Raw genomic sequence first — 23,934 nt, forward strand, 5'->3', positions numbered from 1 at the left:
GAAAATTGTATTTTAGCTCAAAATTGAAGCCTAAAATGAGTCAGCCCAGTCAGTTTAAATTTGCACCTTGGATTCTGGCTGTGCCGTTATATTTGGTCTTGTTGTTATGGCTGGTTTACTGGTTTGAAGTGAAGTTTGGTTTTAACTTCAATAAATTCGGCATTTTTCCACGAACCTTTTCGGGATTAAAAGGAGTACTTTTTTCTCCATTTATTCATGGAGATATTAAGCATTTATACCACAATTCTGCTCCTCTTTTCGTTCTGCTGTTTAGCTTGCTGTATTTCTATAAAGATATAGCCTGGAAAGTTTTTATTTATGGAACCTTATTAACGGGCCTGCTTACCTGGATCATTGCCCGTAAGTCATATCATATTGGGGCGAGTGGTATTATTTACCTTTTGTTCAGTTTTATTTTCTTTAGTGGTGTGATACGAAAAAATTACCGATTGATCGCCGTTTCACTCATGGTGATCTTTTTATATGGAAGTATGGTATGGTATTTACTTCCTGTCAAAGAAAGTGTTTCCTGGGAAGGGCATTTGTCAGGGTTTCTGGTTGGGCTTTCTTTTGCCATATTTTATAAAAATTACGGGCCCCAACGCTTTCAATATGACTGGGAAAAAGAAAATTATGAACCGGATGAATTCGATAATTTGTTCGAAGAGCGGGAAGAGTTGCTGAAAAAATCAACCGGAGAGGCCAAAAAAGATGGTTTTTAGCTTCTTTGACGAACTATTTCATATAATGCCGCACCACAAGCCACAGACACATTTAAAGAGTCAATAGAGCCTAATAACGGAAGCTTTGCTTTGTGATCCGAATTTTTTAAAACGGAATTGCTGATCCCTTTGTGTTCTGAGCCCAAAACCAGAGCAGTTGGCTTATTAAAATCCACATCGTAGATCTTATTGTCGGTTTTTTCTGTAACTGAAACTACCTGGATTCCATGTGCTTTTAACAGATAAACCGCATCAAGTACATGATTTACTTTACAAATATTGAGGTTATAGGCGGCCCCGGCCGAAGTTTTTATGGCATCTGCGTTAATTGGGGCCGAACCATGGGTTGGAATAATTACTGCGCTGACACCGGTACATTCTGCTGTACGTAAAATTGCTCCTGTATTGCGAACATCACTAATTTGATCCAGCAGAAGAAAAAGAGGTACCGATCCTTCGGTTAAGGAGTTTTCTAATAAATCTTCAAGTTGCTTAAATTTAATGGATGATACCTTGGCTACGGCTCCCTGATGGTTTTGAAACTTAGACAGTTTGTTTAGTTTTTCAATAGGAACATAACTGTAAGATATGCTGTTTTCCTTGATTTTATGCTGTAATGCTTTGGCCAGAGACCCCTGATTTTCTTTTTGCAGATAAACTTTTTCAATTTCCTGTCCGGAATCAATAGCTTCTAAAATGGCTCTTAAACCGAAAATTTTTGTTTGTTCATTATCCATGGCGCGAAGTTAAGACAATTTAGTTTAGTTAAGTATAAAAAAAACCATCGCGCCAAAGGCGCGATGGTATAACATATAAAAAGTGTCTAATCTAAATTATATATTAATTTTTAGTTTCCTTGACCATTGATATCCCAGAACACTCTGTTGGATTTCAAGTCACCACCCATTGCATTTTTTGCAGCTTCATAGTTGGTTCCATTAACCTGAGGTTCGTCATTTGGATATATATATCTTCTAGGTACTGATTCCTGAGAAACAGCAGCGATATTCATCTCTGGGTAATCAAGAAGTCTCCAAGAAGACCAAGCTTCAAATCCTCTACCAAACAGAGCAATCCATTTCTGCTGACCGATGCTCTCATTCCAAGCTGCAGAGTTATAAGCAACTGTTGGCTGAGCTATGTACCCGGCAATACCTGCATCATCAACTTCAGGAACCCAGTAGTTCATAGAAGCTTTAATACCTTCATTGTAGTACATTTCAGCAGCAGCCGTACCTCCACCGATAAGACCTTTTTCAGCGGCTTCAGCCATCAAGAAGTTAATTTCATCATAACTCATAATGATACCTTCAGTGTCTGGTGTATGCCAAGGCTCTCCAATGTGTGTGTACTCAGAGAAAGTATTACTTGCTCCATAGATTCCACCTTTGTAAGGAATACCTACGTTATCATCCATGAATACAGCAGATCTAGGATCGTTTAATGTGTTCATGATGTCAGCAAAAGTGTTGGCAATTACATAATCATTTCTACCTGACTGCACCAATGCTTCCCAGTTTGGATTCGTGTTTGGAGGAGAAGTCTCAAATGGAAATGCAGCATTATCAGCATTAGATTCTAAAACTCCCGCATCAACAGCAGCTGTTGCAGCAGCAGTTGCAGTTGTTGGATCTGCATCCGCAATACGAACGGCCATTTTCAACTTCAATGAGTTTCCAAATTTTCTCCATGAAGCAACATCACCACCATAGATTAGGTCTTCACCACCAAATGATGGGTCGGTTTCGTTCAAATTAACTAATGCCTGATCAATGGTGTTCATAACACTTGCATAGATATCACCATCATCATCGTACTTAGGAACCAAATTTTCATTTCCTAAAAGAGCTTCAGAATAAGGTACATTACCATAAGTATCAACAACAATGTGCCATACATATGATTGGAACAGATCCAAAATGGCAATTTTGTTTTTAGCAGTTGCTGGATTTGCTTCCTTTTCAGCAATAATTTTCTTCGCTTCAACAATGTCAATCATAACACCAGCATACATTGAGAACCACCAGTTACCACCGATATCTCTTTGAACCATGTCATAATTAGTTTCGTCATTATACGTAGTCGTCGTCCAGTGCTGAGCCATTTGTTTAAAAATGTTCGAGTTTACACTGGGAATAACCATTTGTCTGTAGAATGCCCTTTGAGCATTCGTCAACAAGAAGGCCGCAGGCACTTCGCTAGGATTCTTTTCGTCAATATTCCAACCTTCGAAATCCGTACACGAAATTGTTGTGCCTAACATTAAGGCGATTAATAATATTTTTTTCATTTGTTTCATGTTTTAAAATTGTAACTTAACGCTAAATCCGTAATCTTTCGTAGTTGGATAAGCACCTGATTGATAACCTTGAATGTTACCAGCACTTAAACCAGCTTCAGGATCACTATATGGGTCTTCTTTGTCAATAATCCAAAGGTTTCTACCGATTAATGTGAAAGTCAATCCTTTAACAAATCCTTTTGAGAAATATTTTGTTGGAAGACTGTATCCTAATGATAATTCACGAAGCTTGATAAAACCGGCATCGTAAACATGCAATGCATTTGGAGCTCTTGCATATCCAAGTGCGTTAGCATAGTAGTCCATTCTTGTAAAGGTAGTATTTGGATTTCCATCAGGGTCAACACCTTCAAGAAGAATACCACCTCCAGCAGATACAGGATCACGTTTTGGGTTACCCAAGCTGTTCAAACCAGCTGTGTAATCGTAGATACCAGTTGCAGAACCGTACCATCTGTCAAGAGAGAAATAGCTTCCTCCTTTTTGCATGTCAATTAAGAAACTTAAGCTAAGGTCTTTCCATGTGAATCTGTTATTGATACCACCTCTCCACTCTGGTTGGAAAGTACCTAATGCTTGATTTCTGTCAGGAGTTCTTAAGTATCTACCTGTAGTAGGATCAATTGTTCTTTGTCCGTCTGTATAGATGAAGTCAGATCCTTTGATCGTACCGTAAGGCTCTCCAATAGCAGCGTTGATCGTAACACCACCTTGTAGCGATGCCAATTGCAGGTTCTCAAGACCTTGAGGTAATGAAAGAACTTCACTTTCGTTTTTACCCCAGTTTACATCAATTCTCCACTCGAAGTTCTCTGTTCTTACAGGAGAACCGTAAAGTGAAAGTTCGATACCTTTATTCTGAACCTCACCGGCATTCAACCATTGTCTTGCATAACCAGTTGCAGTACTAATAGAAACAGGAGTAATCAAGTCTTCAGAAGTCTTGTCATAAATAGAAATATCAAAACCTAATCTGTTTTTGAACATAGACATTTCAAGTCCAATTTCAGTTTCATTCGTAATCTCATTTTTCAAATCCTGGTTCTGGTTAGAAGCAGGCAATGAAGCAGTACCCTGACCTCCAATAGGTGTTCCAAGACCATAGGTATTGTAAACCGTTAATGGAGCAGCAAAGTTACCTGTTTTTGCATAACCAGCTCTAATTTTACCTAAGTCTATTACGTTCGAATCAAAAAGACTTGAGAACAAGAAACTACCAGAGAATCCGTAGTAATCGTATTCATCGTTATCTCTTGGCAACGTAGAGGCCTTATCTCTTCTGTACGAAGCATCAACGAATAAAATATTATTATAACCTACAGAGGCATTCGCATAATAACCATCAACACCTAAACTATACTCATTTTCTGTTGGTGCATTGATAGGGTTCTTAGAGTTAGAAAGCGCATAAAGTCTTGGAACGTTCAATCCTCCGTTTGTAGAAGCAAAGATTGAAGAGAAGTCTCTACGAAGTATGTTCGTACCGACGACACCTCGTAAACTCCATTTGTCCCAGTTCTTATTGAAGTTCAACATCAAGTCATAGTTGTTCTCCATATAACTGTTGTTATATCTGTTGTAGTTTGGAATGTTAACCGATCCTACAGCAGTTCTTTCTTGCTGGAAGTTAGTATAGTGGTCTATAGTAACTCTACCCATAACACTTAACCAGTCATTGATCTCATAGTTCAATGAAATATTTCCAAAAATACGATTTCTTTCATCGTTCTGGTAGTTTTCATAACGCACCCAGTATGGGTTATCAAAATATTGAGGAGCTAAAGATGTAGGATAAGCAGGGTTCCAAGTAATGTTATCACGAGTTAAGAAATAAGCTTCTTTTTGCTCTTGAATGTCCACGTTTGTTTGCCACCACTGTCTGAAAGACTGGTTAACGTTATTTGCATCATAACCTGTTCCAAATCTACCTTTACCAGTAGTTCTGTTGTAAGCTACCTGAGTACTGGCAGTGAACTTTTCAGTAAATTTCCAAGAACCAGAAAAATCAAAGTTATGTCTTTGGATTTCTGAGTTAGGTAAGATACCCTGAACATTTGTATTGGTATATCCTAATTTGAATTGACCTTGATCATTGGCACCGTCTAAAACAACTGTGTTGAACAAAGTAGTACCTGTTTCATAAAAAGTATCTGGCTGATTCTCTCCTGCCAACCAAGGAGTAGCTTCACCATAGTTAGCATAACCTATTTCATCCAATTGAGGGAACCAAGATTGCCACTGAACAACATCTAAGTTTTCATCATATGCAGCACCAAACGAAGCATCCTCACTCGATACCGTTGCCAGTTCAGTTTGTCCGTCTCCGTTGAAATCAACGTCGAAGAAATACCCTGTTGAACCGTAATAAGGACCATAACCCGCACCATATTCTCTCTGATACTTCACAAATGTATCTTTGTTCATTTTGTTGAAAGTGATCGTAGAGTTGATGGTTACACCTATCGCCTGGTCTTCTCTTTGTCTACCTTTTTTCGTAGTAATTACAATTACACCATTCGCAGCTCGAGAACCATAAAGAGCAGTCGCAGCACCACCTTTAAGAACGTTCACAGTTTCGATATCATCCGGGTTGATATCCTGAGCAGCATTACCGTAGTCATAACCACCTCGACCGGTTCTTTGATTTGATGAGTTGTAAGTTGAGTTACTTACTGGAACACCATCTACAACGAACAATGCCTGGTTATTACCAAACAACGAAGCATAACCACGAATAACAACGTTGGTAGAACCACCCATTGTACCACTTGCTTTAACGTCGATACCGGCAACTTTACCAGATAAAGAGTTAACGAAGTTAGTCTCTTTAACAGTGTTCACCTGTTCGCCATCTACTTCCTGAGTAGCATAACCTAGTGATTTCTTTTCTCTTGTAATACCTAAAGCTGTTACAACAACCTCATCCAAGGTATTATCTTCAGAGACCATAGTTACGTTGATCGTGCTTTCCGCACCAACTGTTCTTGTAACAGTTGTCATCCCAACGAAACTAAACTGAATGACATCACCACTATTCGCATCAAGAGAATAGTTTCCGTCAAAATCAGTTTCAGTACCGGTATTGGTACCTTGAATCAAAACACTAACACCTGGCAACGGTCCGGATTCATCCGACACAGTACCCGTGATAGTTCTTTCTTGTGCAAATGAAATCTGCACTACAAACGCTAGTAAAAGCGTCAAAATTCCACTTAACTTTGTTTTCATTATATAAATTATTTGAATTAATTTGAGCCAAAAATCTTAATAAAAAGTTAATATACCAAGTTTTTAACATAAAAATTTAAAAAAAAGGTTAATGCTTTGTTAATAAGAAAGGCATTTCTATCTATATGATGTAAAAATAAATATTGGTTGCGTTACCCTAGAATTTAGTGACAATTTTTAGATGAATCTTGGAGTTGTCAAAGCGAATTGGTTCGTTGTCAAATTTGCCCAGAGCATAGCTCAGATTCAATAGTCCGGCCTTGGTTTGAAACGCGTATCCCAGACCCAGACTAATTATTCTGGAACTTTTATCAGTGAATTTGTTCTCTGTATAGGAAAAATCGGTAATCGTATAGAAATAACTGCCGGGGTTAGGCTTATATCTGTACTCAAGGTTGAATACAGTATAGGAAGAAGCAAATATACTTTCTTCATTAACACCTCTTAAGTTATATACCCCGCCTATTCGAAAAAGTTCATTCTCAAAATAATCTTCTGAATTAAGCAATCCACTTACATTTCTTAGAAAAACATAATTTTTGCGGTCTATTGAATACAGGTAATAAGCCTCAAGTCCGAATTTGCTTTGGCTTGTATTGCGGCTCTCGTTTTCTCTTGATCCCAGAAGGGCCGAGAGCCTTACATAAAAATGAACAGGAAAAAGTTCATCTGATGTCAGAAGATTATAGTCATAGGAAAGCCCGAAGAATAAATTAGAATAGGAATCGACACCTGAAGCATTGCCGTTTGACAAATCACTGGAGTTTACTGACTCGATCCGCCCCTCTATGCTTCCTTTGTTCCTGGTAGAATAGGCCAGGCTTAATTCTGTCTTTACATTACTGAAGGTAGAGTCCTGCCTGTAAATTTCAAAGTTGATTTTTGGTGTAAGCGGAAGTTTGAACAGGAAAGGTAAATTAGCTTCCAGAAAAAATCGCTGCCTTTCGTTCCCATTACTTTTCCAATACAAGGCAATGTTCTCCCCGGCATTGAAAATGTTGTTTACAGAAAGATCAAGGTAACCGTTAAAAAATATTCCGTCACCATCCTCTTTAGATGCGAAACCAATGATACCATCAAATTGGTTTGACTTCTTTTTTTTTAAATAAAGGTATACGATCGTGGAGTCGTTCGAAAATAAAACTTCCGGTGGTTTTACTTCCTGAACGAATGAAATGTTGTTCACTGTCCGGGAGGCATTGTTGATCTTGTCTTGATTGAAAATTTCACCTACTCTTAAACCAAGAACATATTTAATGTAGTTTTCGGGAAAATTTTCATATCCCTTAACAATGACCTTGTCGATCCTTCTTGATTGATCCAGGTCTGATTTAAGAACTGCATAAGCTTCACCGTCTTTTATTTCAATATCCTCCAGACGCAATTCAACAAATGAGTTTCCCCGAGCTTCAAAAATACCGACCAAAGAATTCATCAGATCAGGTATTTCTTTTACGTGTATTCTGATCAGGGAATCATTATACTGTTTCGCCAAAAGCTTTAAGTCTTTTTTGAATTGAATAGACTTTGAAAGGCCTGAATGGTCAATATTGACCATTTCTACTTTTGTTCCGGGAGAAATGTAAGCAGTGATTAAAGAGTCTTTAGGAATGATGCTGTCCGTAAAAGGGCTAAGGTATCCTTCAAGGGCCAATCTCTTTTTATAGTCCATTAGGAATTGTAAGACAGAATCCTGATCTATTGGTTTGAGTAATTCGTCCTTGGGTCCATTGAGGTCTGCTGTTTCTGTCTGATTAATTATGATTTGTAAACTTTTCTGCTGAGAAGAAACATGGTTTACTGCAATGAAAAAAAACAGTATATATATATATGGTGTAACTTTTCTAAACAAGAGGTGTTGAATTGAAGGGTAAATATCAATTATTTTTTAGGATTATCAAAGGTGAAAGATGCTAATCATGAGCAAAATAACAAGCCGGATTGGCTGCTTCCGAGACAAGCTCAAAGTCAAATCCTGAAGGAGGGATGATTTCATTTTGAGAACTCTTTATTACTCGAGGATTTTGAACTGATTTTATAAACCTAAAAAAATCAATAATTTATAGTTTGAATAACGATAAAAAAGTACTACATTTGCAAACTCTTAAAAAACAGAGAGAACTAAAATTAAAATTTTATAAAAATAGAATGCCAACTATTCAACAATTAGTACGAAAAGGAAGGACCAAAACAACCAAGAAGAATAAATCGGCTGCTTTGAATTCTTGTCCTCAACGTCGTGGAGTATGTACGCGTGTTTACACTACAACGCCAAAGAAGCCTAATTCAGCAATGAGAAAAGTTGCTAGGGTAAGGTTGACCAATGGTAATGAAGTGAATGCTTACATCCCAGGTGAAGGACATAATTTACAAGAACACTCGATAGTATTGGTTAGAGGTGGAAGAGTAAAGGATTTACCTGGTGTAAAATATCACATTGTTCGTGGTGCTTTGGACACAGCAGGAGTAGAGGGACGAACTCAGCGTCGTTCTAAATACGGAACCAAACGTCCAAAGAAATAATAAAATCTTTTAATGTAAGGAACAATGAGAAAAAGAATTTCAAAGAAAAGAATCCTATTACCAGATCCAAAGTTTAATGATCAGTTGGTTACAAGGTTTGTAAACAACCTGATGTTGGATGGTAAGAAGTCTGTTGCATTCAAAGTATTTTATGATGCACTGGATATTGTTGAGAGCAAAAAGCAGGATGAAGAAAAGACTGCTTTAGAATTGTGGAAAGAAGCATTGTCAAATGTAATGCCACACGTTGAAGTTAGAAGTAGAAGAGTTGGTGGAGCCACTTTTCAGATACCTATGCCTATTAGAGCTGACAGAAAGATATCCATGGCAATTAAATGGATGATCCTTTTTGCGAGAAAAAGAAATGAGAAGAGTATGTCTCAAAGGCTTGCCGGTGAGATACTTGCTGCTGTAAAAGAAGAAGGAGCTGCGGTTAAGAAGAGGGTTGATGTTCATAAAATGGCAGATGCGAATAAAGCATTCTCACATTTCAGATTTTAATAATTTTTAGCATGGCAAGAGATTTAAAATTAACGAGAAATATTGGTATTGCGGCGCATATTGATGCTGGAAAGACCACAACTACCGAGAGAATACTATATTACACAGGTGTGTCTCACAAGATTGGTGAGGTTCACGACGGAGCTGCAACTATGGACTGGATGGAGCAGGAGCAGGAAAGAGGTATTACAATTACTTCGGCTGCAACAACCTGTACCTGGCAGTTTCCAACTGAGAACGGAATTCCTACTGCAGATGCCAAAGGTTATCACTTTAATATTATTGACACTCCTGGACACGTTGACTTTACCGTTGAGGTGAACCGTTCATTAAGGGTTCTTGATGGATTGGTATTTTTGTTCAGTGCCGTTGATGGTGTTGAGCCACAGTCTGAAACTAACTGGAGACTTGCAGATAACTATAAAGTGCCTAGAATCGGTTTTGTAAACAAAATGGACCGTCAGGGTTCAGATTTCCTTAGAGTTTGTACTCAGGTAAAAGAAATGCTTGGTTCCAATGCAGTACCGATTGTTCTTCCAATCGGGGAAGAGGCAGATTTTAAAGGAATCGTTGACTTGGTAAAAAACAGAGCGATCATTTGGAAAGATGAGTCTTTCGGATCGACTTTTGACATTATCGATATTCCTGAAGAATTAAAAGAAGAAGCGGCTCAATACAGAGCCTTGTTGATCGAGGAGGTAGCGTCTTATGATGAAAACCTGCTTGAGAAATTCATGGAAGATGAGGATTCGATCACTGAAGAGGAAGTTCATAATGCACTTAGAGCTGCGGTAATGGACATGGCGATCATCCCAATGATCTGTGGATCTGCTTTCAAAAATAAAGGTGTACAGTTTTTATTGGATGGAGTTTGCAGGTACTTGCCTTCACCAGTAGATAAAGATGCCATTGTAGGAACAAACCCATCAACCGGAGAGGAAATTTCAAGAAAGCCTTCTGTGAAGGAACCGTTTTCTGGTTTAGCGTTTAAGATCGCTACAGATCCTTTCGTAGGGCGTTTGGCATTCTTTAGAACGTATTCAGGAAGACTGGATGCCGGTTCATACATACTGAATAACCGTTCTGGTAAAAAAGAAAGAATTTCTCGAATCTATCAAATGCATTCGAACAAACAGAATTCTGTTGATTTCATTGAAGCCGGAGATATTGGTGCAGCAGTTGGATTTAAAGATATTAAAACCGGAGACACGATGTCTGACCTTAATGCACCCATTATTCTTGAGAGTATGGAGTTCCCTGATCCTGTTATCGGGGTTGCTGTTGAGCCAAAGACGAAGGCTGATGTTGATAAACTTGGAATTGGCCTTGCCAAACTGGCTGAAGAGGATCCAACGTTCCAGGTTAGAACGGATGAAGCTTCAGGCCAAACTATTATCTCTGGTATGGGCGAACTTCACCTTGAGATTTTGATCGATCGTTTAAAGCGAGAATTCAAAGTTGAGGTGAATGAAGGTGAGCCACAGGTAGAGTACAAAGAAGCCATTACTCAAAGTGCTCAGCACAGAGAGGTATACAAGAAGCAGTCTGGTGGTCGTGGTAAGTTTGCCGATATCATTTTTGACATGGGGCCTGCGGATGAAGATTTTGATGGTGATGGATTACAGTTTATCAATGAGATCAAAGGAGGAAATATTCCTAAAGAATATATCCCTTCTGTTGAGAAAGGATTTGAGATGGCGATGAAAAATGGTCCATTGGCAGGTTATGAAATGGATACGATGAAAATCGTTCTAAAGGATGGATCTTTCCACCCTGTGGATTCTGATGCGCTTTCATTCGAATTAGCGGCGAAAATGGGATACAAAGAAGCAGCTAAAGCAGCTGGGGCAGTAATCCTTGAGCCTATCATGAAGCTGGAGGTTGTTACTCCGGAGGAAAACATGGGAGATATAGTTGGTGACTTGAACAGAAGAAGAGGTCAGGTTAATGCTATGGACGACAGAGCTGGAGCAAAAGTTGTTAAGGCGCATGTTCCTTTGTCTGAGATGTTTGGTTATGTAACTACTTTAAGAACCTTGTCATCTGGTAGAGCGACTTCTACCATGGAATTCTCTCATTATGAGAAAACTCCGTCAAGTGTTTCTGAAGAAGTGATCAAAAAAGCACAAGGTTAATCTACTAATAAAAGAAAAATGAGTCAGAAAATTAGAATTAAATTAAAGTCTTACGATCATAACTTAGTAGATAAATCTGCTGAAAAGATTGTAAAAACAGTGAAGAATACCGGTGCTGTTGTAAATGGGCCAATTCCATTACCAACGCATAAGAAAATTTTTACGGTATTACGTTCGCCACACGTTAACAAAAAGTCAAGGGAGCAGTTTCAATTGAGTGCGTTCAAAAGAATTTTAGACATCTACAGTTCTTCATCGAAAACAATTGATGCTTTAATGAAGCTTGAGTTACCAAGTGGGGTTGAAGTAGAGATTAAAGTTTAATCCAGGGGATTGAACTGATCAAAGGCTGAAAAGGAAATTTCAGTTACTTGTCCTGAGCGATTGACGAGGGAAAAACGGAAAAATATATTCAGGGTTGAAGATATTTTGACCCTGTTTTTTTAAATAGAGAACAATAATTAAATAATAGAAAATGTCTGGGTTAATAGGAAAAAAAATAGGAATGACCAGTATTTATGATGAGAATGGAAAGAATATTCCATGTACCGTTATTCAAGCTGGTCCTTGTGTGGTTACCCAAGTCAGAACCAAAGAGGTTGACGGGTACGAAGCCTTGCAACTTGGTTTCGATGACAAAGCAGAAAAGCAGTCTAACAAGGCGCTTAACGGGCACTTTAAAAAAGCCGGTTCATCTGCTAAAAGACGTGTCGTTGAATTCCAGGGATTTGAGCAAGATTTTAAATTAGGTGATGAAATTTCAGTAGATCACTTTGAAGAAGGGGAATTCGTAGATGTATCAGGTACGTCTAAAGGAAAAGGTTTTCAGGGAGTTGTAAAACGTCATGGTTTTGCGGGATCTGAAAGAACTCACGGACAGCAAAGTATGAACAGGGCTCCTGGTTCTGTTGGTGCGGCGTCTTATCCGGCTCGTATTTTTAAAGGCATGAGAATGGCCGGTAGAATGGGTGGAGAAAAAGTGAAGGTTCAAAACCTTAGAGTTTTAAAAGTGGTAAAGGACAAAAATCTTTTAGTAGTAAAAGGTGCTGTTCCTGGTCATAAAAATTCATATGTAATTATTCAGAAATAATGAAAGTAGCTGTAATAGATATCAACGGGAAAAAAACCGGAAGAAGTGTTGAGCTTTCGAAAGCTGTTTTTGGTATTGAACCAAATGACCACGCTATTTATCTGGATGTGAAACAACATTTGGCTAACAAACGTCAAGGTACTCACAAAGCTAAAGAAAGAGCTGAAATCGTGGGTAGTACACGTAAGATCAAAAAACAAAAAGGTACAGGTACTGCAAGGGCAGGAAGTATAAAGTCTCCTATTTTCAGAGGCGGAGGTAGAGCTTTTGGTCCAAGACCGAGAAATTACTCTTTCAAATTGAACAAGGGTCTTAAGAAACTGGCTCGTCAGTCAGCGCTTTCGATCAAGGCAAAAGAGGAGAATATTCTAGTCATAGAGAAGTTTGATTTTGACACTCCAAAGACTAAAAACTTTACTAATATTTTGAAAGCCTTGGAGTTGGAAAACAAAAAATCTTTGTTTGTGTTGGATGGGTCAAATAATAATGTATATTTGTCATCACGAAATTTGAAGAGAGCTAATGTCATAAACGGCTCAGAATTAAACACTTACAAAGTTCTTAATGCGAACAAAGTTGTTATTTCTGAATCGTGTTTGGAGGAAATTGAATCTAATTTTAGCAAATAAGGGTCATGAGTATATTGATAAAACCTATTATTACGGAAAAAGCAACGGACCAGAGTGAGTTGAGTAACTGCTTTAGTTTTGTTGTGAAAAAAGAAGCTAATAAGATAGAAGTTAAAGAAGCTGTAGAATCCGCTTATGGCGTGACTGTTAAGGGCGTTAGAACTATGAACTATCCGGTAAAGCGTACCACCAAGTATACCAAGAAAGGACTGGTTGCGAGTGTTAAAGGCGCTTACAAGAAAGCCGTTGTTCAGTTGGCTGAAGGAGAGAACATTGATTTTTATAGCAATATCTAAGAAAATAAGATGGCATTAAGAAAATTAAAACCGATTACTCCAGGACAACGATTTAAAGTTGTTACGGATTTTGATGTTGTAACGACTGATAAACCCGAAAAAAGTCTTTTGGCTCCGATCAAAAGAACAGGAGGAAGAAACAGTGAAGGAAAAATGACTATGCGCTTTTTAGGTGGTGGTCATAAAAGAAGATACCGTGTTATTGATTTCAAAAGAAATAAAGATGGTGTTCCTGCTACTGTAAAGACAATAGAATACGATCCAAACAGGTCAGCATACATTGCTTTGCTGAACTATGCAGACGGAGAAAAGAGATATATCATCGCCCAAAATGGATTAAAAGTGGGTCAGGAAGTAATTTCTGGCGAAAAGGTGGCTCCGGAAATTGGAAACACAATGCTTTTGAGCAATATTCCATTGGGTACGGTGATTTCTTGTATTGAATTGCGTCCTGGACAGGGAGCTGTTATTGCAAGAAGCGCAGGTACTTTTGCTCAGTTAATGGCGAGAGAAGGAAAATACGCGACAATCAAATTGCCTTCAGGTGAGATCAGAATGATCTTACTTACGTGTAAGGCAACCATTGGTGTTGTTTCAAATTCAGATCATCAGTTGACTGTATCAGGTAAAGCTGGTAGAAGCAGATGGTTAGGAAGACGTCCAAGAACACGTCCTGTTGCAATGAACCCTGTTGACCATCCGATGGGTGGTGGTGAAGGTAGAGCTTCAGGTGGACACCCAAGATCTAAGAACGGTATTCCTGCAAAAGGTTATAAGACCCGTTCCAAGACTAAAGCGAGCAATAAGCAAATCGTTGAACGTAGAAAAAAATAATTAGTTAGAAAGTATGGCACGTTCGTTAAAAAAAGGACCTTATGTTTTTCACGCTTTAGAAAAGAAAGTGCAGAAGAATATAGACTCAGGAAAGAAATCAGTAATCAAAACCTGGTCAAGAGCATCTATGATAACTCCTGATTTTGTGGGACAGACAATCGGTGTTCACAATGGCCGTCAGTTTGTACCGGTTTATATTACTGAAAATATGGTAGGTCATAAATTAGGTGAATTTTCTCCAACACGTTCATTCCGTGGGCATGCAGGAGCGAAAAATAAAGGTAAAAAATAGTAGGTTATGGGAGTTCGAAAAAAATTAAGAGCAAATCAACTGAAAGAAGCACGTAAGAACACATACGTTGCTAAACTTAATGGTTGTCCTACATCTCCAAGAAAGATGCGTTTAGTAGCTGATTTGATCAGAGGTGTTGAAGTTGAAAAAGCACTTCAGATCTTGAAATTCAATCCGAAAGAGGCTTCAGTAAATCTTGAAAAGTTAATGTTGTCGGCAATTGCTAACTGGCAGGCTAAAAACGAAGATGAAAGCATTGAAGATGCAGGACTTTTTGTTAAAGAAATTTATGTTGACAGCGCGACTATGTTGAAAAGACTGCGTACTGCACCTCAGGGTAGAGCGCATAGGATCAGAAAACGTTCAAACCACGTAACAATGGTTTTGGGAACTAATAATTTAAGCAATTAATTTAAGCATGGGACAAAAGACAAATCCAATAGGAAATCGATTAGGAATCATCAGAGGATGGGAATCTAACTGGTACGGTGGAAATGACTACGGAGATAAAATTGCTGAGGACAGCAAGATCCGTAAATATATCCATGCTAGATTATATAAAGCAAGTGTTTCACGTGTGATTATAGAGCGTACACTTAAACTTGTAACCGTTACTATCACTACTGCCAGACCAGGTATCATTATCGGAAAAGGCGGCCAGGAGGTAGACAAGTTGAAAGAAGAGCTTAAGAAAATCACAGGTAAGGAAGTGCAGATTAATATCTTCGAGATCAAACGTCCGGAACTTGACGCAAAATTAGTAGCAGCAAGTATTGCTCGTCAGATTGAGAACAGAATCTCATACAGGAGAGCAATCAAAATGGCTATCGCTGCAACGATGCGTATGAACGCAGAAGGTATTAAAGTACAGATTTCAGGTCGTTTGAACGGTGCTGAAATGGCTAGATCTGAGTCTTATAAAGAAGGAAGAATTCCTCTTTCTACTTTTAGAGCAGATATAGATTATGCCTTGGAAGAAGCGAGTACCACTTATGGTAAAATAGGTGTGAAAGTTTGGATTATGAAAGGTGAGGTTTATGGTAAGAGAGAATTATCTCCGTTAGTTGGTCTTTCTAAGAAAGGTAAACAAGGTGGCGGTAAAGGTCCAGGAAGGAATAAATCTCGTAGATAAATTTTTTAAGACGTAGAAAATGTTACAACCAAAAAGAGTAAAATATCGTAAGGTACAGAAAGCCAAGGGGAACATGAAGGGTAACTCCCAGAGAGGCCACCAGCTTTCAAATGGTATGTTCGGTATTAAGTCATTAGACCAGGATTTAATTACCTCACGTCAGATCGAGGCGGCAAGGGTTGCTGCAACGAGATACATGAAAAGACAAGGTAGTTTATGGATTAAAATTTTTCCGGACAAGCCTATTACTAAAAAGCCTTTAGAGGTTCGTATGGGTAAAGGTAAAGGAGCCCCAGAATATTTTGTGGCAGTTGTAAAACCCGGAAGAATTATGTTTGAAGTTGGAGGAGTACCCATTGAAGTAGCCAGAGAAGCATTGCGTCTTGCTGCTCAGAAGTTACCCGTAAGAACAAAATTTGTGGTTGCAAGAGATTTTGACAACGCTTAATTTTTAAGATATGTGAGCCGATTAATGGTGAGCATAGCATTAAATTTAACAAAGAAAACATGAAACAATCAGAAATTAAAGAATTATCAGTAGAAGAGCTACAGGAAAAGTTAGCTATTTTCAAAAAGAACTATACTGATCTGAAACTTGCGCATGCTATTTCTCCATTGGAATCTCCGTTACAATTAAGAAACTTGAGGAGAACGGTTGCAAGAATCGCCACAGAATTAACTAATAGAGAATTACAATAATTGTAATTGATTTGAAGAGATGGAAAAAAGAAATCTTAGAAAAGAAAGAATAGGAGTAGTTTCAAGTAATAAAATGGAGAAATCCATTGTAGTATCTGAAGTGAAACGAGTAAAGCATCCAATGTATGGTAAGTTCGTATTGAACACCAAAAAGTATGTGGCACATGATGAGAACAACGATTGTAATGAAGGTGATACAGTGAGAATCATGGAAACGCGTCCTTTGAGCAAGTCAAAACGTTGGAGATTAGTAGAAATCTTAGAAAGAGCTAAATAATTATGTTACAGCAAGAATCAAGATTAACGGTAGCGGACAATACAGGAGCAAAAGAGGCTTTGGTGATCCGTGTGCTTGGCGGAACGAAAAAACGTTACGCTTCAGTAGGAGATAAAATTGTGGTTTCAGTGAAGCAGGCTACTCCAAATGGAACAGCCAAAAAAGGCCAGGTTTCGAAGGCAGTTGTGATCAGAACCAAAAAGGAAGTTAGACGTAAGGATGGATCTTATATCCGTTTTGATGATAATGCATGTGTGTTATTAGATTCAACTTCTGGTGAAATGAGAGGAACTCGTGTATTTGGTCCTGTAGCAAGAGAGCTTCGTGAAAAGCAATTCATGAAAATTGTATCATTGGCACCTGAAGTGCTTTAATTTGTAGAAAGATGACAAAGCTAAAAATTAAAACAGGAGATACCGTAAGGGTAATGGCCGGTGACCATAAAGGTGAAGAAGGTAAAGTGATCAAAGTTCTTAGAGATAAGAACAGAGCGATCGTTGAAGGTGTGAATATGATTTCAAAACACACGAAACCGAGTGCTGAGAATCCACAAGGAGGTATTGTAAAAAAGGAGGCTTCTTTACACCTTTCAAACTTAATGTTGGTTGAAAACGGCGAAACGACCAGAGTTGGTTTCCGAATGGAAGGTGATAAAAAAGTTAGGTTTTCAAAAAAATCTAAAGAAGTATTATAGTTATGGAAAATATGCCAAGACTTAAAAAAGATTACAACGACAGAATTATTTCTGCTTTAACCGAAGAATTTGGTTACAAAAATGTAATGCAGGTTCCAAAATTGGAGAAGATAGTAATTAGCAAGGGCGTTGGTGCTGCAATCGCAGATAAAAAGTTGATCGAATATGCTGTTGATGAGTTAACTCAGATCACTGGACAGAAAGCTGTTTCGACAATTTCAAAGAAGGATATCGCAACATTTAAATTGCGTAAGGGTATGCCAATTGGTGCAAAAGTAACTTTACGTAAGAACAAGATGTACGAATTTTTAGACAGACTAGTTACTGCCTCTTTACCTCGGGTAAGAGATTTTAAAGGCGTAAAGGCTAACGGTTTTGACGGAAGAGGAAATTATAATTTGGGTATTACGGAACAAATTATCTTTCCTGAGATCAATATTGATAAAGTTAACAAGATTAGTGGTATGGACATCACCTTTGTTACTTCAGCCAATACGGATAAAGAAGCAAAATCACTTTTACACGAATTAGGGGTACCATTTAAAAAGAATTAATAAGATGGCAAAAGAATCAATGAAAGCTCGTGAAGTGAAAAGAGCTAAAACAGTTGCAAAATACGCTGAAAAAAGAAAGGCCCTGAAAGAGGCTGGAGATTATGAAGCTTTGCAAAAATTACCAAAGAACGCTTCGCCTATACGTATGCACAACAGATGTAAACTGACAGGTCGTCCAAAAGGTTATATGCGTCAGTTTGGTATATCTCGTGTTACTTTTCGCGAAATGGCTAATCAAGGTTTGATCCCTGGTGTAAAAAAAGCTAGCTGGTAGAAAATTATTAATTGGTTTCAGGTTTGATCTGAAAAAGAATGTTTAGATCGAAAACCAAAACCGTAAATATTTATATATGTATACAGATCCAATCGCAGATTATCTAACAAGAATTAGAAATGCTGCAAGCGCTGGCCACAGAGTAGTGGAAATTCCGGCGTCGAACTTAAAAAAAGAAATGACCAAGATTCTTTTCGATCAGGGTTATATCTTGAGTTATAAGTTCATTGAGAACAAAGTTCAGGACATTATCAAGATTGCTTTGAAATACGATAAGGATTCCAAGCAACCTGTGATCAAGAATCTTCAAAGAGTGAGTACGCCTGGTTTGAGAAAATATGCCGGAGCTCATGAAATGCCAAGAGTATTAAACGGTTTGGGAATTGCCATCGTTTCTACTTCAAAAGGTGTGATGACGAATAAGAAAGCACGTCAGGAGAATGTTGGGGGAGAGGTTTTATGTTTCGTTTATTAAAAAGTAGATAAGATGTCAAGAATAGGAAAAAACCCAATAACAATTCCGGAAGGAGTTACTGTTGAAGTGAAAGACAACGAAGTTACTGTAAAAGGTAAGCTTGGTGAATTGTCTCAGGAAATTAAAGAAATTGATGTAAAGATCGAAGATGGTGTGTTAACCTTGGAAAGACCTTCTGAGGCCAATACGCACAAATCTAAACACGGTCTTTACAGAGCATTGATCAATAACATGATTGTTGGAGTGTCACAAGGCTGGTCGAAAGAACTTGAATTGGTAGGAGTTGGTTACAGAGCTTCTAATCAAGGACAAAAATTGGATCTGGCTTTAGGATTTTCTCATAATATCGTTCTGGAGGTTGCTCCGGAGGTGAAAGTGGAAACTGTATCTGAAAAAGGTAAGAATCCATTGGTTAAATTAACTTCTCATGACAAACAGCTGGTAGGGCAGGTTGCAGCAAAGATTCGTTCTTTCCGTAAGCCTGAGCCATACAAAGGAAAAGGAGTTAAGTATGTAGGAGAACAATTAAGAAGAAAAGCGGGTAAAACTGCATAATAATATAAGGTTATGGCATTAACAAAACTTCAAAGAAGAAACCGAATAAAGAACAGAATCAGAAAAGTTGTTTCTGGAACTGCGGTGAAACCTAGATTATCAGTTTTCAGAAGCAATAAGGCAATTTCCGCTCAATTAATTGATGACGTTGCAGGACAAACTTTGGTATCTGCCTCTTCTCTTTCATTGAAAGATGCAAAAGGTACTAAAATAGAGATCGCTACTGCTGTAGGTAAAGAATTGGCTGAGAAAGCAGGAAAGGCTGGAATTGAAACAGCTGCTTTTGATAGAAATGGTTATTTATACCACGGTAGAGTAAAAGCCCTAGCAGATGGTGCTAGAGAAGGAGGTTTAAAATTTTAAGATTATTCCATGTACAAAAAATATAACAACGTAGAAAGAGTAAAACCCAGTGGTCTTGAACTTAAAGATCATTTGGTAGGAGTACAAAGAGTTACCAAGGTGACCAAAGGGGGAAGAACATTTAGTTTTTCAGCTATTGTGGTTGTCGGAAACGGAGACGGTGTAGTGGGTCATGGATTAGGTAAATCTCAGGATGTTGCTTCAGCAATTGCCAAAGCAATTGAAGATGCTAAGAAGAATTTGGTAAGAATTCCGATCATTAATCAAACATTGCCTCATGAGCAAAAAGGTAAGTACGGTGGAGCACGGGTGTTTTTGAAACCAGCCTCTCATGGTACCGGGGTAATCGCCGGTGGTGCAGTAAGGGCGGTATTGGAATCAGTAGGTGTACATGATGTACTTTCAAAATCTCAGGGTTCTTCAAACCCGCACAATGTGGTAAAAGCAACTTTTGATGCTTTGTTGAACCTAAGAGATGCTCATACTGTTGCAAGACAAAGAGGTATATCTGTAGAAAAAGTGTTTAACGGTTAATTTTTAGCGATGAAAAGAATTAGAGTAAAACAAATACGCAGTAAAATCAGACGTCCTAAAAATCAAAAGTTGACACTTGAGGCGTTAGGTTTGAAAAAAATGAATCAAACGGTTGAGCATGATGCTACACCAACGATTCTTGGAATGGTAAAAACAGTTAATCATTTAGTTTCTGTTGAAGAAATCAAATAAGATATTAAGGTTATGGAATTAAATAACTTAAAACCTGCAAAGGGATCCGTAAAATCGGGTAAACGAATTGGTAGAGGTGAAGGATCTGGAAAGGGCGGTACCGCTACAAGAGGTCATAAAGGACAGAAATCTCGTTCTGGTTATTCGAGAAAGATCGGTTTTGAAGGTGGTCAGATGCCGCTTCAGAGACGTGTACCTAAATTTGGTTTCAAAAACATCAACCGTAAAGAATACCAGGGTGTGAATCTTGATACTTTGCAGAAACTTGTTGATGACGGGAAAATCAAAGATACTGTATCATTGGAAGTATTAATGGAAAATGGTTTAGTAGGAAAGAATGACTTAGTTAAGATTTTAGGAAGAGGAGAGTTAAAGGCGAAATTGAATATCTCAGTACATAAATTTACTGCTTCTGCCAAGGCGGCTATTGAAAAAGCGGGAGGTGAAGCTGTAACTATTTAATGAAAAAAATTAAATGAAAAAGTTTATAAGTACTGTCCAGGACATCTGGAAAATCGAAGAGCTAAGAAACAAGATCATTTTAACTTTAGGTTTAATGGTAGTTTACCGTTTGGCTGCTCAGGTGCCTTTACCAGGTATTGATCCTACGCAGTTAAGTGGTTTGGCCAACAAAACAGCCGATGGGTTATTAGGATTATTAAATGCCTTTACAGGAGGAGCTTTTGCAAAGGCGTCTGTAATGGCTTTGGGTATTATGCCTTACATCTCTGCTTCGATTGTGGTTCAGTTGATGGGAATTGCGGTTCCTTATCTTCAAAAACTACAAAAAGAAGGAGAAAGCGGGAGAAAGAAGATCAATCAGATCACTCGTTGGCTGACGATTGCGATCCTGATCATTCAGGCCCCTACGTATTTGATTAGTTTGCCAAGTTTAGGAATTCCCGAAAGCGCATTCTTATTAGGTACAGGCCCATTGTTCTATTTCTCTTCAATTCTTTTGTTAACTACAGGAACAATCTTTGCGATGTGGTTAGGTGAAAGAATTACTGATAAAGGAATTGGAAATGGTATTTCCTTATTGATTATGATTGGTATTATTGCGGTATTCCCTTCTTCATTTATGCAGGAGGCTACTTCAAGAATCAATCAGTCAAATGGTGGATTGATCATGATTCTGATCGAAGTTGTTATCTGGTTCGTTGTTATTTTTGCAAGTGTGCTGTTGGTAACGGCAGTTCGTAAGATTCAGGTTCAGTACGCAAGAAGAACAGTAGCTGGTAACATTCAGGATGTGGCAGGAGCAAGACAGTATATTCCCTTGAAGCTAAATTCATCTGGAGTTATGCCGATTATCTTTGCTCAGGCGCTGATGTTTGTTCCTGGATTGATGGCAAATGCTGAGAATTCGGTAATTAAATCAATAGGAGTTGCTTTTACTGACATTTTTGGTCTTTGGTATAATGTTTTATTTGCCGTTTTGATCATCATTTTTAGTTACTTTTACACAGCGATCACGATCCCAACAAATAAGATGGCAGATGATCTAAAGAGAGGCGGAGGATTTGTTCCGGGTATCAGACCTGGAAAGGATACTGCTGAATACCTCGATACGATTTTATCACGTGTTACCCTTCCGGGTTCTTTATTTCTGGCATTTTTGGCGATACTTCCTGCCATTATTACAAAAGCAGGAGTTCAACCGGGTTGGGCCATATTCTATGGTGGTACCTCATTACTGATTATGGTAGGGGTTGCCATAGATACATTACAGCAAATTAACGCCCACTTGTTAAATCGTCATTATGATGGATTGATGAAAGCGGGCTCTAAACGAAAAGTAGCTTATTAACTATGGCAAAGCAAGCAGCAATAGAACAAGACGGAAGAATTATTGAAGCATTATCAAACGCAATGTTTCGAGTAGAATTGGAAAACGGTCACATTGTAACCGCACATATTTCCGGAAAAATGCGTATGCATTATATTAAATTGCTACCAGGAGATAAGGTAAAATTAGAAATGAGCCCTTATGATTTAACTAAGGCGAGAATTACTTATAGATATTAAAGACAACACGAGATGAAAGTAAGAGCATCAGTAAAGAAAAGAAGTGCCGACTGCATTATAGTGCGCAGAAAGGGCAGATTATATGTAATCAACAAAAAGAATCCTAGATTTAAACAAAGACAAGGATAATTATGGCAAGAATAGCAGGAATTGACGTCCCAAAGAATAAAAGAGGTGTAATAGCATTGACCTATATCTTTGGAATCGGAAGAAGTAAAGCTAAAGAGATTTTAGCAAACGCAAAAGTTGACGAGAGCATCAAGGTTCAGGACTGGAATGATGAGCAGATCGCCAACATTCGTGGAGAGGTGGGCAAATTGACCATCGAAGGTGAATTGAGATCTGAAGTTCAGTTAAACATCAAACGTTTAATGGACATAGGATGTTACAGAGGTATCAGACACAGAGCTGGGCTTCCGTTAAGAGGGCAAAGAACTAAAAACAATTCTAGAACTCGTAAAGGAAAGAGAAAAACTGTAGCTGGTAAAAAGAAAGCAACTAAATAATAGTTAACAAGATGGCAAAGTCAAGTTCAAAAAACGTAAAAAAACGTAAAGTTATCGTAGATGCTGTTGGTGAGGCGCATATCACTGCTTCATTCAACAATATCATCATCTCTTTGACAAATAAAAAAGGAGATGTTATTTCTTGGTCAAGTGCAGGAAAGCAAGGATTTAGAGGTTCTAAAAAGAATACTCCATATGCCGCTCAAACTGCTGCTGAAGATTGTGCAAGAGTTGCTCATGAAGCTGGATTGAGAAAAGTAAAGGTCTATGTAAAAGGACCTGGTAACGGTAGAGAGTCTGCAATTAGAACCCTGCATAACAACGGGATCGAAGTTACTGAAATAATCGATGTGACTCCAATTGCACATAATGGGTGCAGACCTCCAAAAAGAAGAAGAGTTTAATACATATTTTAGAAACTAAGGAAAAAGATTATCGAAGGACTGCCTTAATTCATAATCCCTTAAATAAATTAATAAGATGGCAAGATATACAGGACCAAAATCAAAAATTGCCCGTAAGTTTGGAGAACCAATCTTCGGGGATGACAAAGCGTTAGAAAAAAGAAATTATCCTCCGGGACAACACGGAGCCAACAAAAGAAGAGGTAAGCAATCTGAATACGCACTTCAACTTAAAGAGAAGCAAAAAGCAAAATATACCTATGGTATTTTAGAACGTCAATTCCGCAAGCTTTTTGAAAAATCTCAGAGAAGTAAAGGTATTACTGGTGAGGTTTTACTTCAATTGTGTGAGTCTCGTTTGGACAACGTAGTATACCGATTAGGTATTTCTCCTTCAAGGAGTGGTGCGCGTCAATTAGTATCGCACAGACATATTACTGTTAATGGTGAGATCGTGAACATTCCTTCTTATCTTTTAAAAGAAGGTGATGTTGTTGGAGTAAGAGAGAAGTCAAAATCTTTAACAGCCATTGAAAGTTCTTTAGCAGCTAAATCGAATGTTTATGAGTGGTTATCTTGGAATCAGGAAACCCTGGAAGGAAGATTTGTTACTGTTCCTGAAAGAATTCAAATTCCAGAAAACATTAACGAGCAGTTTATCGTTGAATTATACTCTAAATAACCCTAAAAGATAG

The 23,934-nt window shown here is 38.1% G+C and carries 35 protein-coding genes; 31 read left to right on the top strand and 4 right to left on the bottom strand.

Going from position 1 to position 23,934, the window contains the following annotated elements:
• Positions 1-35 precede the first annotated feature (35 nt).
• The gene (locus LCM02_RS00985) at positions 36-722 is read left to right on the top strand and encodes a rhomboid family intramembrane serine protease (RefSeq protein ID WP_224926443.1); all 687 of its coding nucleotides are present in this window, start codon (positions 36-38) and stop codon (positions 720-722) included.
• Here LCM02_RS00985 and rlmB read toward each other — a convergent pair.
• The 4 genes from rlmB to LCM02_RS01005 form a co-directional block, all read right to left on the bottom strand.
• A complete protein-coding gene (gene rlmB / locus LCM02_RS00990; RefSeq protein ID WP_224926444.1) occupies positions 719-1,459 on the bottom strand; it encodes a 23S rRNA (guanosine(2251)-2'-O)-methyltransferase RlmB in 741 nt (246 codons plus the stop codon). The genes LCM02_RS00985 and rlmB overlap by 4 nt on opposite strands.
• Before the next feature lie 110 nt (positions 1,460-1,569).
• Positions 1,570-3,021 carry a SusD/RagB family nutrient-binding outer membrane lipoprotein gene (locus LCM02_RS00995; protein WP_317197435.1) on the bottom strand — a complete coding sequence of 484 codons (1,452 nt, stop codon included), beginning with the start codon at positions 3,019-3,021 and terminating at the stop codon, positions 1,570-1,572.
• Positions 3,022-3,024: 3 nt separating this feature from the next.
• Positions 3,025-6,228 (bottom strand): SusC/RagA family TonB-linked outer membrane protein, encoded by a 3,204-nt coding sequence (locus tag LCM02_RS01000; protein WP_317197436.1) that lies wholly within the window; start codon positions 6,226-6,228, stop codon positions 3,025-3,027.
• Positions 6,229-6,409: 181 nt separating this feature from the next.
• On the bottom strand, positions 6,410-8,104 hold the full coding sequence (locus tag LCM02_RS01005) for a POTRA domain-containing protein (RefSeq protein WP_224926446.1): 1,695 nt from the start codon (positions 8,102-8,104) through the stop codon (positions 6,410-6,412).
• Positions 8,105-8,400: 296 nt separating this feature from the next.
• Between LCM02_RS01005 and rpsL the strand changes: the two genes are divergently transcribed.
• From rpsL to rpsD, 30 genes are all read left to right on the top strand, one after another.
• The gene (gene rpsL, locus LCM02_RS01010) at positions 8,401-8,775 is read left to right on the top strand and encodes a 30S ribosomal protein S12 (RefSeq protein WP_224926486.1); all 375 of its coding nucleotides are present in this window, start codon (positions 8,401-8,403) and stop codon (positions 8,773-8,775) included.
• Between the two features lie 24 nt (positions 8,776-8,799).
• Positions 8,800-9,276: a 30S ribosomal protein S7 gene (rpsG, locus tag LCM02_RS01015; protein ID WP_224926447.1), complete on the top strand. Its 477-nt coding sequence runs from the start codon at positions 8,800-8,802 to the stop codon at positions 9,274-9,276.
• Positions 9,277-9,287: 11 nt separating this feature from the next.
• On the top strand, positions 9,288-11,411 hold the full coding sequence (gene fusA, locus LCM02_RS01020; protein WP_224926448.1) for an elongation factor G: 2,124 nt from the start codon (positions 9,288-9,290) through the stop codon (positions 11,409-11,411).
• Between the two features lie 18 nt (positions 11,412-11,429).
• Positions 11,430-11,735 (top strand): 30S ribosomal protein S10, encoded by a 306-nt coding sequence (gene rpsJ, locus LCM02_RS01025; protein ID WP_224926449.1) that lies wholly within the window; start codon positions 11,430-11,432, stop codon positions 11,733-11,735.
• A gap of 151 nt (positions 11,736-11,886) precedes the next feature.
• Positions 11,887-12,501, top strand: a complete 615-nt coding sequence (rplC, locus tag LCM02_RS01030; RefSeq protein WP_224926450.1) for a 50S ribosomal protein L3 — start codon at positions 11,887-11,889, stop codon at positions 12,499-12,501.
• Positions 12,501-13,130, top strand: coding sequence for a 50S ribosomal protein L4 (gene rplD, locus LCM02_RS01035; protein WP_224926451.1), 630 nt, complete (start codon positions 12,501-12,503; stop codon positions 13,128-13,130). The genes rplC and rplD overlap by 1 nt, the downstream gene beginning before the upstream one ends.
• 5 nt (positions 13,131-13,135) lie before the next feature.
• Positions 13,136-13,426 carry a 50S ribosomal protein L23 gene (gene rplW, locus LCM02_RS01040; RefSeq protein ID WP_224926452.1) on the top strand — a complete coding sequence of 97 codons (291 nt, stop codon included), beginning with the start codon at positions 13,136-13,138 and terminating at the stop codon, positions 13,424-13,426.
• A gap of 9 nt (positions 13,427-13,435) precedes the next feature.
• Complete coding sequence (gene rplB, locus LCM02_RS01045) at positions 13,436-14,260, top strand: 50S ribosomal protein L2 (RefSeq protein WP_224926453.1); 825 nt, start codon at positions 13,436-13,438, stop codon at positions 14,258-14,260.
• A 13-nt stretch (positions 14,261-14,273) separates the two neighbouring features.
• Positions 14,274-14,552, top strand: a complete 279-nt coding sequence (rpsS, locus tag LCM02_RS01050) for a 30S ribosomal protein S19 (protein ID WP_224926454.1) — start codon at positions 14,274-14,276, stop codon at positions 14,550-14,552.
• Positions 14,553-14,558: 6 nt separating this feature from the next.
• Complete coding sequence (gene rplV / locus LCM02_RS01055) at positions 14,559-14,963, top strand: 50S ribosomal protein L22 (protein ID WP_224926455.1); 405 nt, start codon at positions 14,559-14,561, stop codon at positions 14,961-14,963.
• Positions 14,964-14,970: 7 nt separating this feature from the next.
• Entirely contained in the window at positions 14,971-15,684 is a 714-nt protein-coding gene (gene rpsC, locus LCM02_RS01060; protein ID WP_224926456.1) for a 30S ribosomal protein S3, read from the top strand.
• Positions 15,685-15,703: 19 nt separating this feature from the next.
• Positions 15,704-16,132 (top strand): 50S ribosomal protein L16, encoded by a 429-nt coding sequence (gene rplP, locus LCM02_RS01065; RefSeq protein ID WP_224926457.1) that lies wholly within the window; start codon positions 15,704-15,706, stop codon positions 16,130-16,132.
• A gap of 59 nt (positions 16,133-16,191) precedes the next feature.
• On the top strand, positions 16,192-16,383 hold the full coding sequence (rpmC, locus tag LCM02_RS01070; protein ID WP_224926458.1) for a 50S ribosomal protein L29: 192 nt from the start codon (positions 16,192-16,194) through the stop codon (positions 16,381-16,383).
• A gap of 19 nt (positions 16,384-16,402) precedes the next feature.
• Complete coding sequence (gene rpsQ / locus LCM02_RS01075; RefSeq protein WP_224926459.1) at positions 16,403-16,660, top strand: 30S ribosomal protein S17; 258 nt, start codon at positions 16,403-16,405, stop codon at positions 16,658-16,660.
• Positions 16,661-16,662: 2 nt separating this feature from the next.
• Positions 16,663-17,034: a 50S ribosomal protein L14 gene (gene rplN, locus LCM02_RS01080; RefSeq protein ID WP_224926460.1), complete on the top strand. Its 372-nt coding sequence runs from the start codon at positions 16,663-16,665 to the stop codon at positions 17,032-17,034.
• Between the two features lie 11 nt (positions 17,035-17,045).
• Positions 17,046-17,354: a 50S ribosomal protein L24 gene (rplX, locus tag LCM02_RS01085; protein ID WP_224926461.1), complete on the top strand. Its 309-nt coding sequence runs from the start codon at positions 17,046-17,048 to the stop codon at positions 17,352-17,354.
• A 2-nt stretch (positions 17,355-17,356) separates the two neighbouring features.
• Positions 17,357-17,908, top strand: coding sequence for a 50S ribosomal protein L5 (gene rplE, locus LCM02_RS01090; RefSeq protein ID WP_224926462.1), 552 nt, complete (start codon positions 17,357-17,359; stop codon positions 17,906-17,908).
• A gap of 4 nt (positions 17,909-17,912) precedes the next feature.
• The gene (rpsN, locus tag LCM02_RS01095) at positions 17,913-18,182 is read left to right on the top strand and encodes a 30S ribosomal protein S14 (RefSeq protein ID WP_224926463.1); all 270 of its coding nucleotides are present in this window, start codon (positions 17,913-17,915) and stop codon (positions 18,180-18,182) included.
• Between the two features lie 76 nt (positions 18,183-18,258).
• On the top strand, positions 18,259-18,657 hold the full coding sequence (gene rpsH, locus LCM02_RS01100; RefSeq protein WP_224926464.1) for a 30S ribosomal protein S8: 399 nt from the start codon (positions 18,259-18,261) through the stop codon (positions 18,655-18,657).
• 12 nt (positions 18,658-18,669) lie between these two features.
• Entirely contained in the window at positions 18,670-19,212 is a 543-nt protein-coding gene (rplF, locus tag LCM02_RS01105; protein ID WP_224926465.1) for a 50S ribosomal protein L6, read from the top strand.
• A 12-nt stretch (positions 19,213-19,224) separates the two neighbouring features.
• The gene (rplR, locus tag LCM02_RS01110; protein WP_224926466.1) at positions 19,225-19,575 is read left to right on the top strand and encodes a 50S ribosomal protein L18; all 351 of its coding nucleotides are present in this window, start codon (positions 19,225-19,227) and stop codon (positions 19,573-19,575) included.
• A gap of 9 nt (positions 19,576-19,584) precedes the next feature.
• Entirely contained in the window at positions 19,585-20,109 is a 525-nt protein-coding gene (gene rpsE, locus LCM02_RS01115; protein WP_224926467.1) for a 30S ribosomal protein S5, read from the top strand.
• Between the two features lie 9 nt (positions 20,110-20,118).
• Positions 20,119-20,301, top strand: coding sequence for a 50S ribosomal protein L30 (gene rpmD, locus LCM02_RS01120; protein ID WP_224926468.1), 183 nt, complete (start codon positions 20,119-20,121; stop codon positions 20,299-20,301).
• Between the two features lie 12 nt (positions 20,302-20,313).
• Complete coding sequence (rplO, locus tag LCM02_RS01125) at positions 20,314-20,763, top strand: 50S ribosomal protein L15 (RefSeq protein WP_224926469.1); 450 nt, start codon at positions 20,314-20,316, stop codon at positions 20,761-20,763.
• 13 nt (positions 20,764-20,776) lie between these two features.
• The gene (gene secY, locus LCM02_RS01130) at positions 20,777-22,111 is read left to right on the top strand and encodes a preprotein translocase subunit SecY (protein WP_224926470.1); all 1,335 of its coding nucleotides are present in this window, start codon (positions 20,777-20,779) and stop codon (positions 22,109-22,111) included.
• Positions 22,112-22,113: 2 nt separating this feature from the next.
• Complete coding sequence (gene infA / locus LCM02_RS01135; protein WP_224926471.1) at positions 22,114-22,329, top strand: translation initiation factor IF-1; 216 nt, start codon at positions 22,114-22,116, stop codon at positions 22,327-22,329.
• A gap of 12 nt (positions 22,330-22,341) precedes the next feature.
• Positions 22,342-22,458, top strand: a complete 117-nt coding sequence (ykgO, locus tag LCM02_RS01140) for a type B 50S ribosomal protein L36 (protein ID WP_074961360.1) — start codon at positions 22,342-22,344, stop codon at positions 22,456-22,458.
• 2 nt (positions 22,459-22,460) lie between these two features.
• Positions 22,461-22,835, top strand: coding sequence for a 30S ribosomal protein S13 (rpsM, locus tag LCM02_RS01145; protein ID WP_224926472.1), 375 nt, complete (start codon positions 22,461-22,463; stop codon positions 22,833-22,835).
• Positions 22,836-22,846: 11 nt separating this feature from the next.
• Positions 22,847-23,239: a 30S ribosomal protein S11 gene (rpsK, locus tag LCM02_RS01150; RefSeq protein WP_224926473.1), complete on the top strand. Its 393-nt coding sequence runs from the start codon at positions 22,847-22,849 to the stop codon at positions 23,237-23,239.
• Between the two features lie 76 nt (positions 23,240-23,315).
• Complete coding sequence (gene rpsD / locus LCM02_RS01155; protein ID WP_224926474.1) at positions 23,316-23,921, top strand: 30S ribosomal protein S4; 606 nt, start codon at positions 23,316-23,318, stop codon at positions 23,919-23,921.
• Positions 23,922-23,934 lie beyond the last annotated feature (13 nt).

Origin of the sequence: Lutimonas saemankumensis, from assembly GCF_020171465.1 — a bacterium.
GTDB lineage: Bacteria > Bacteroidota > Bacteroidia > Flavobacteriales > Flavobacteriaceae > Lutimonas > Lutimonas saemankumensis.

Excerpts from the sequence above, each read along its gene's own strand:
- rpsH (WP_224926464.1), top strand. The coding sequence starts at position 18,259 with ATGTATACAGATCCAATCGCAGATTATCTAACAAGAATTAGAAATGCT.
- rpsS (WP_224926454.1), top strand. The coding sequence starts at position 14,274 with ATGGCACGTTCGTTAAAAAAAGGACCTTATGTTTTTCACGCTTTAGAA.
- ykgO (WP_074961360.1), top strand. The coding sequence starts at position 22,342 with ATGAAAGTAAGAGCATCAGTAAAGAAAAGAAGTGCCGACTGCATTATA.
- LCM02_RS00995 (WP_317197435.1), bottom strand. The coding sequence starts at position 3,021 with ATGAAACAAATGAAAAAAATATTATTAATCGCCTTAATGTTAGGCACA.
- rplF (WP_224926465.1), top strand. The coding sequence starts at position 18,670 with ATGTCAAGAATAGGAAAAAACCCAATAACAATTCCGGAAGGAGTTACT.
- rpsQ (WP_224926459.1), top strand. The coding sequence starts at position 16,403 with ATGGAAAAAAGAAATCTTAGAAAAGAAAGAATAGGAGTAGTTTCAAGT.
- rpmC (WP_224926458.1), top strand. The coding sequence starts at position 16,192 with ATGAAACAATCAGAAATTAAAGAATTATCAGTAGAAGAGCTACAGGAA.
- LCM02_RS00985 (WP_224926443.1), top strand. The coding sequence starts at position 36 with ATGAGTCAGCCCAGTCAGTTTAAATTTGCACCTTGGATTCTGGCTGTG.
- rpsD (WP_224926474.1), top strand. The coding sequence starts at position 23,316 with ATGGCAAGATATACAGGACCAAAATCAAAAATTGCCCGTAAGTTTGGA.
- rplE (WP_224926462.1), top strand. The coding sequence starts at position 17,357 with ATGGAAAATATGCCAAGACTTAAAAAAGATTACAACGACAGAATTATT.
- rpsG (WP_224926447.1), top strand. The coding sequence starts at position 8,800 with ATGAGAAAAAGAATTTCAAAGAAAAGAATCCTATTACCAGATCCAAAG.
- rpsK (WP_224926473.1), top strand. The coding sequence starts at position 22,847 with ATGGCAAAGTCAAGTTCAAAAAACGTAAAAAAACGTAAAGTTATCGTA.
- fusA (WP_224926448.1), top strand. The coding sequence starts at position 9,288 with ATGGCAAGAGATTTAAAATTAACGAGAAATATTGGTATTGCGGCGCAT.
- rpsC (WP_224926456.1), top strand. The coding sequence starts at position 14,971 with ATGGGACAAAAGACAAATCCAATAGGAAATCGATTAGGAATCATCAGA.
- rplV (WP_224926455.1), top strand. The coding sequence starts at position 14,559 with ATGGGAGTTCGAAAAAAATTAAGAGCAAATCAACTGAAAGAAGCACGT.
- rpsL (WP_224926486.1), top strand. The coding sequence starts at position 8,401 with ATGCCAACTATTCAACAATTAGTACGAAAAGGAAGGACCAAAACAACC.
- rlmB (WP_224926444.1), bottom strand. The coding sequence starts at position 1,459 with ATGGATAATGAACAAACAAAAATTTTCGGTTTAAGAGCCATTTTAGAA.
- infA (WP_224926471.1), top strand. The coding sequence starts at position 22,114 with ATGGCAAAGCAAGCAGCAATAGAACAAGACGGAAGAATTATTGAAGCA.
- secY (WP_224926470.1), top strand. The coding sequence starts at position 20,777 with ATGAAAAAGTTTATAAGTACTGTCCAGGACATCTGGAAAATCGAAGAG.
- rpsN (WP_224926463.1), top strand. The coding sequence starts at position 17,913 with ATGGCAAAAGAATCAATGAAAGCTCGTGAAGTGAAAAGAGCTAAAACA.
- rplR (WP_224926466.1), top strand. The coding sequence starts at position 19,225 with ATGGCATTAACAAAACTTCAAAGAAGAAACCGAATAAAGAACAGAATC.
- rplP (WP_224926457.1), top strand. The coding sequence starts at position 15,704 with ATGTTACAACCAAAAAGAGTAAAATATCGTAAGGTACAGAAAGCCAAG.
- rpsJ (WP_224926449.1), top strand. The coding sequence starts at position 11,430 with ATGAGTCAGAAAATTAGAATTAAATTAAAGTCTTACGATCATAACTTA.
- rpsM (WP_224926472.1), top strand. The coding sequence starts at position 22,461 with ATGGCAAGAATAGCAGGAATTGACGTCCCAAAGAATAAAAGAGGTGTA.
- rpsE (WP_224926467.1), top strand. The coding sequence starts at position 19,585 with ATGTACAAAAAATATAACAACGTAGAAAGAGTAAAACCCAGTGGTCTT.
- rplW (WP_224926452.1), top strand. The coding sequence starts at position 13,136 with ATGAGTATATTGATAAAACCTATTATTACGGAAAAAGCAACGGACCAG.
- rplC (WP_224926450.1), top strand. The coding sequence starts at position 11,887 with ATGTCTGGGTTAATAGGAAAAAAAATAGGAATGACCAGTATTTATGAT.
- rplD (WP_224926451.1), top strand. The coding sequence starts at position 12,501 with ATGAAAGTAGCTGTAATAGATATCAACGGGAAAAAAACCGGAAGAAGT.
- rpmD (WP_224926468.1), top strand. The coding sequence starts at position 20,119 with ATGAAAAGAATTAGAGTAAAACAAATACGCAGTAAAATCAGACGTCCT.
- rplN (WP_224926460.1), top strand. The coding sequence starts at position 16,663 with ATGTTACAGCAAGAATCAAGATTAACGGTAGCGGACAATACAGGAGCA.
- rplB (WP_224926453.1), top strand. The coding sequence starts at position 13,436 with ATGGCATTAAGAAAATTAAAACCGATTACTCCAGGACAACGATTTAAA.
- rplO (WP_224926469.1), top strand. The coding sequence starts at position 20,314 with ATGGAATTAAATAACTTAAAACCTGCAAAGGGATCCGTAAAATCGGGT.
- rplX (WP_224926461.1), top strand. The coding sequence starts at position 17,046 with ATGACAAAGCTAAAAATTAAAACAGGAGATACCGTAAGGGTAATGGCC.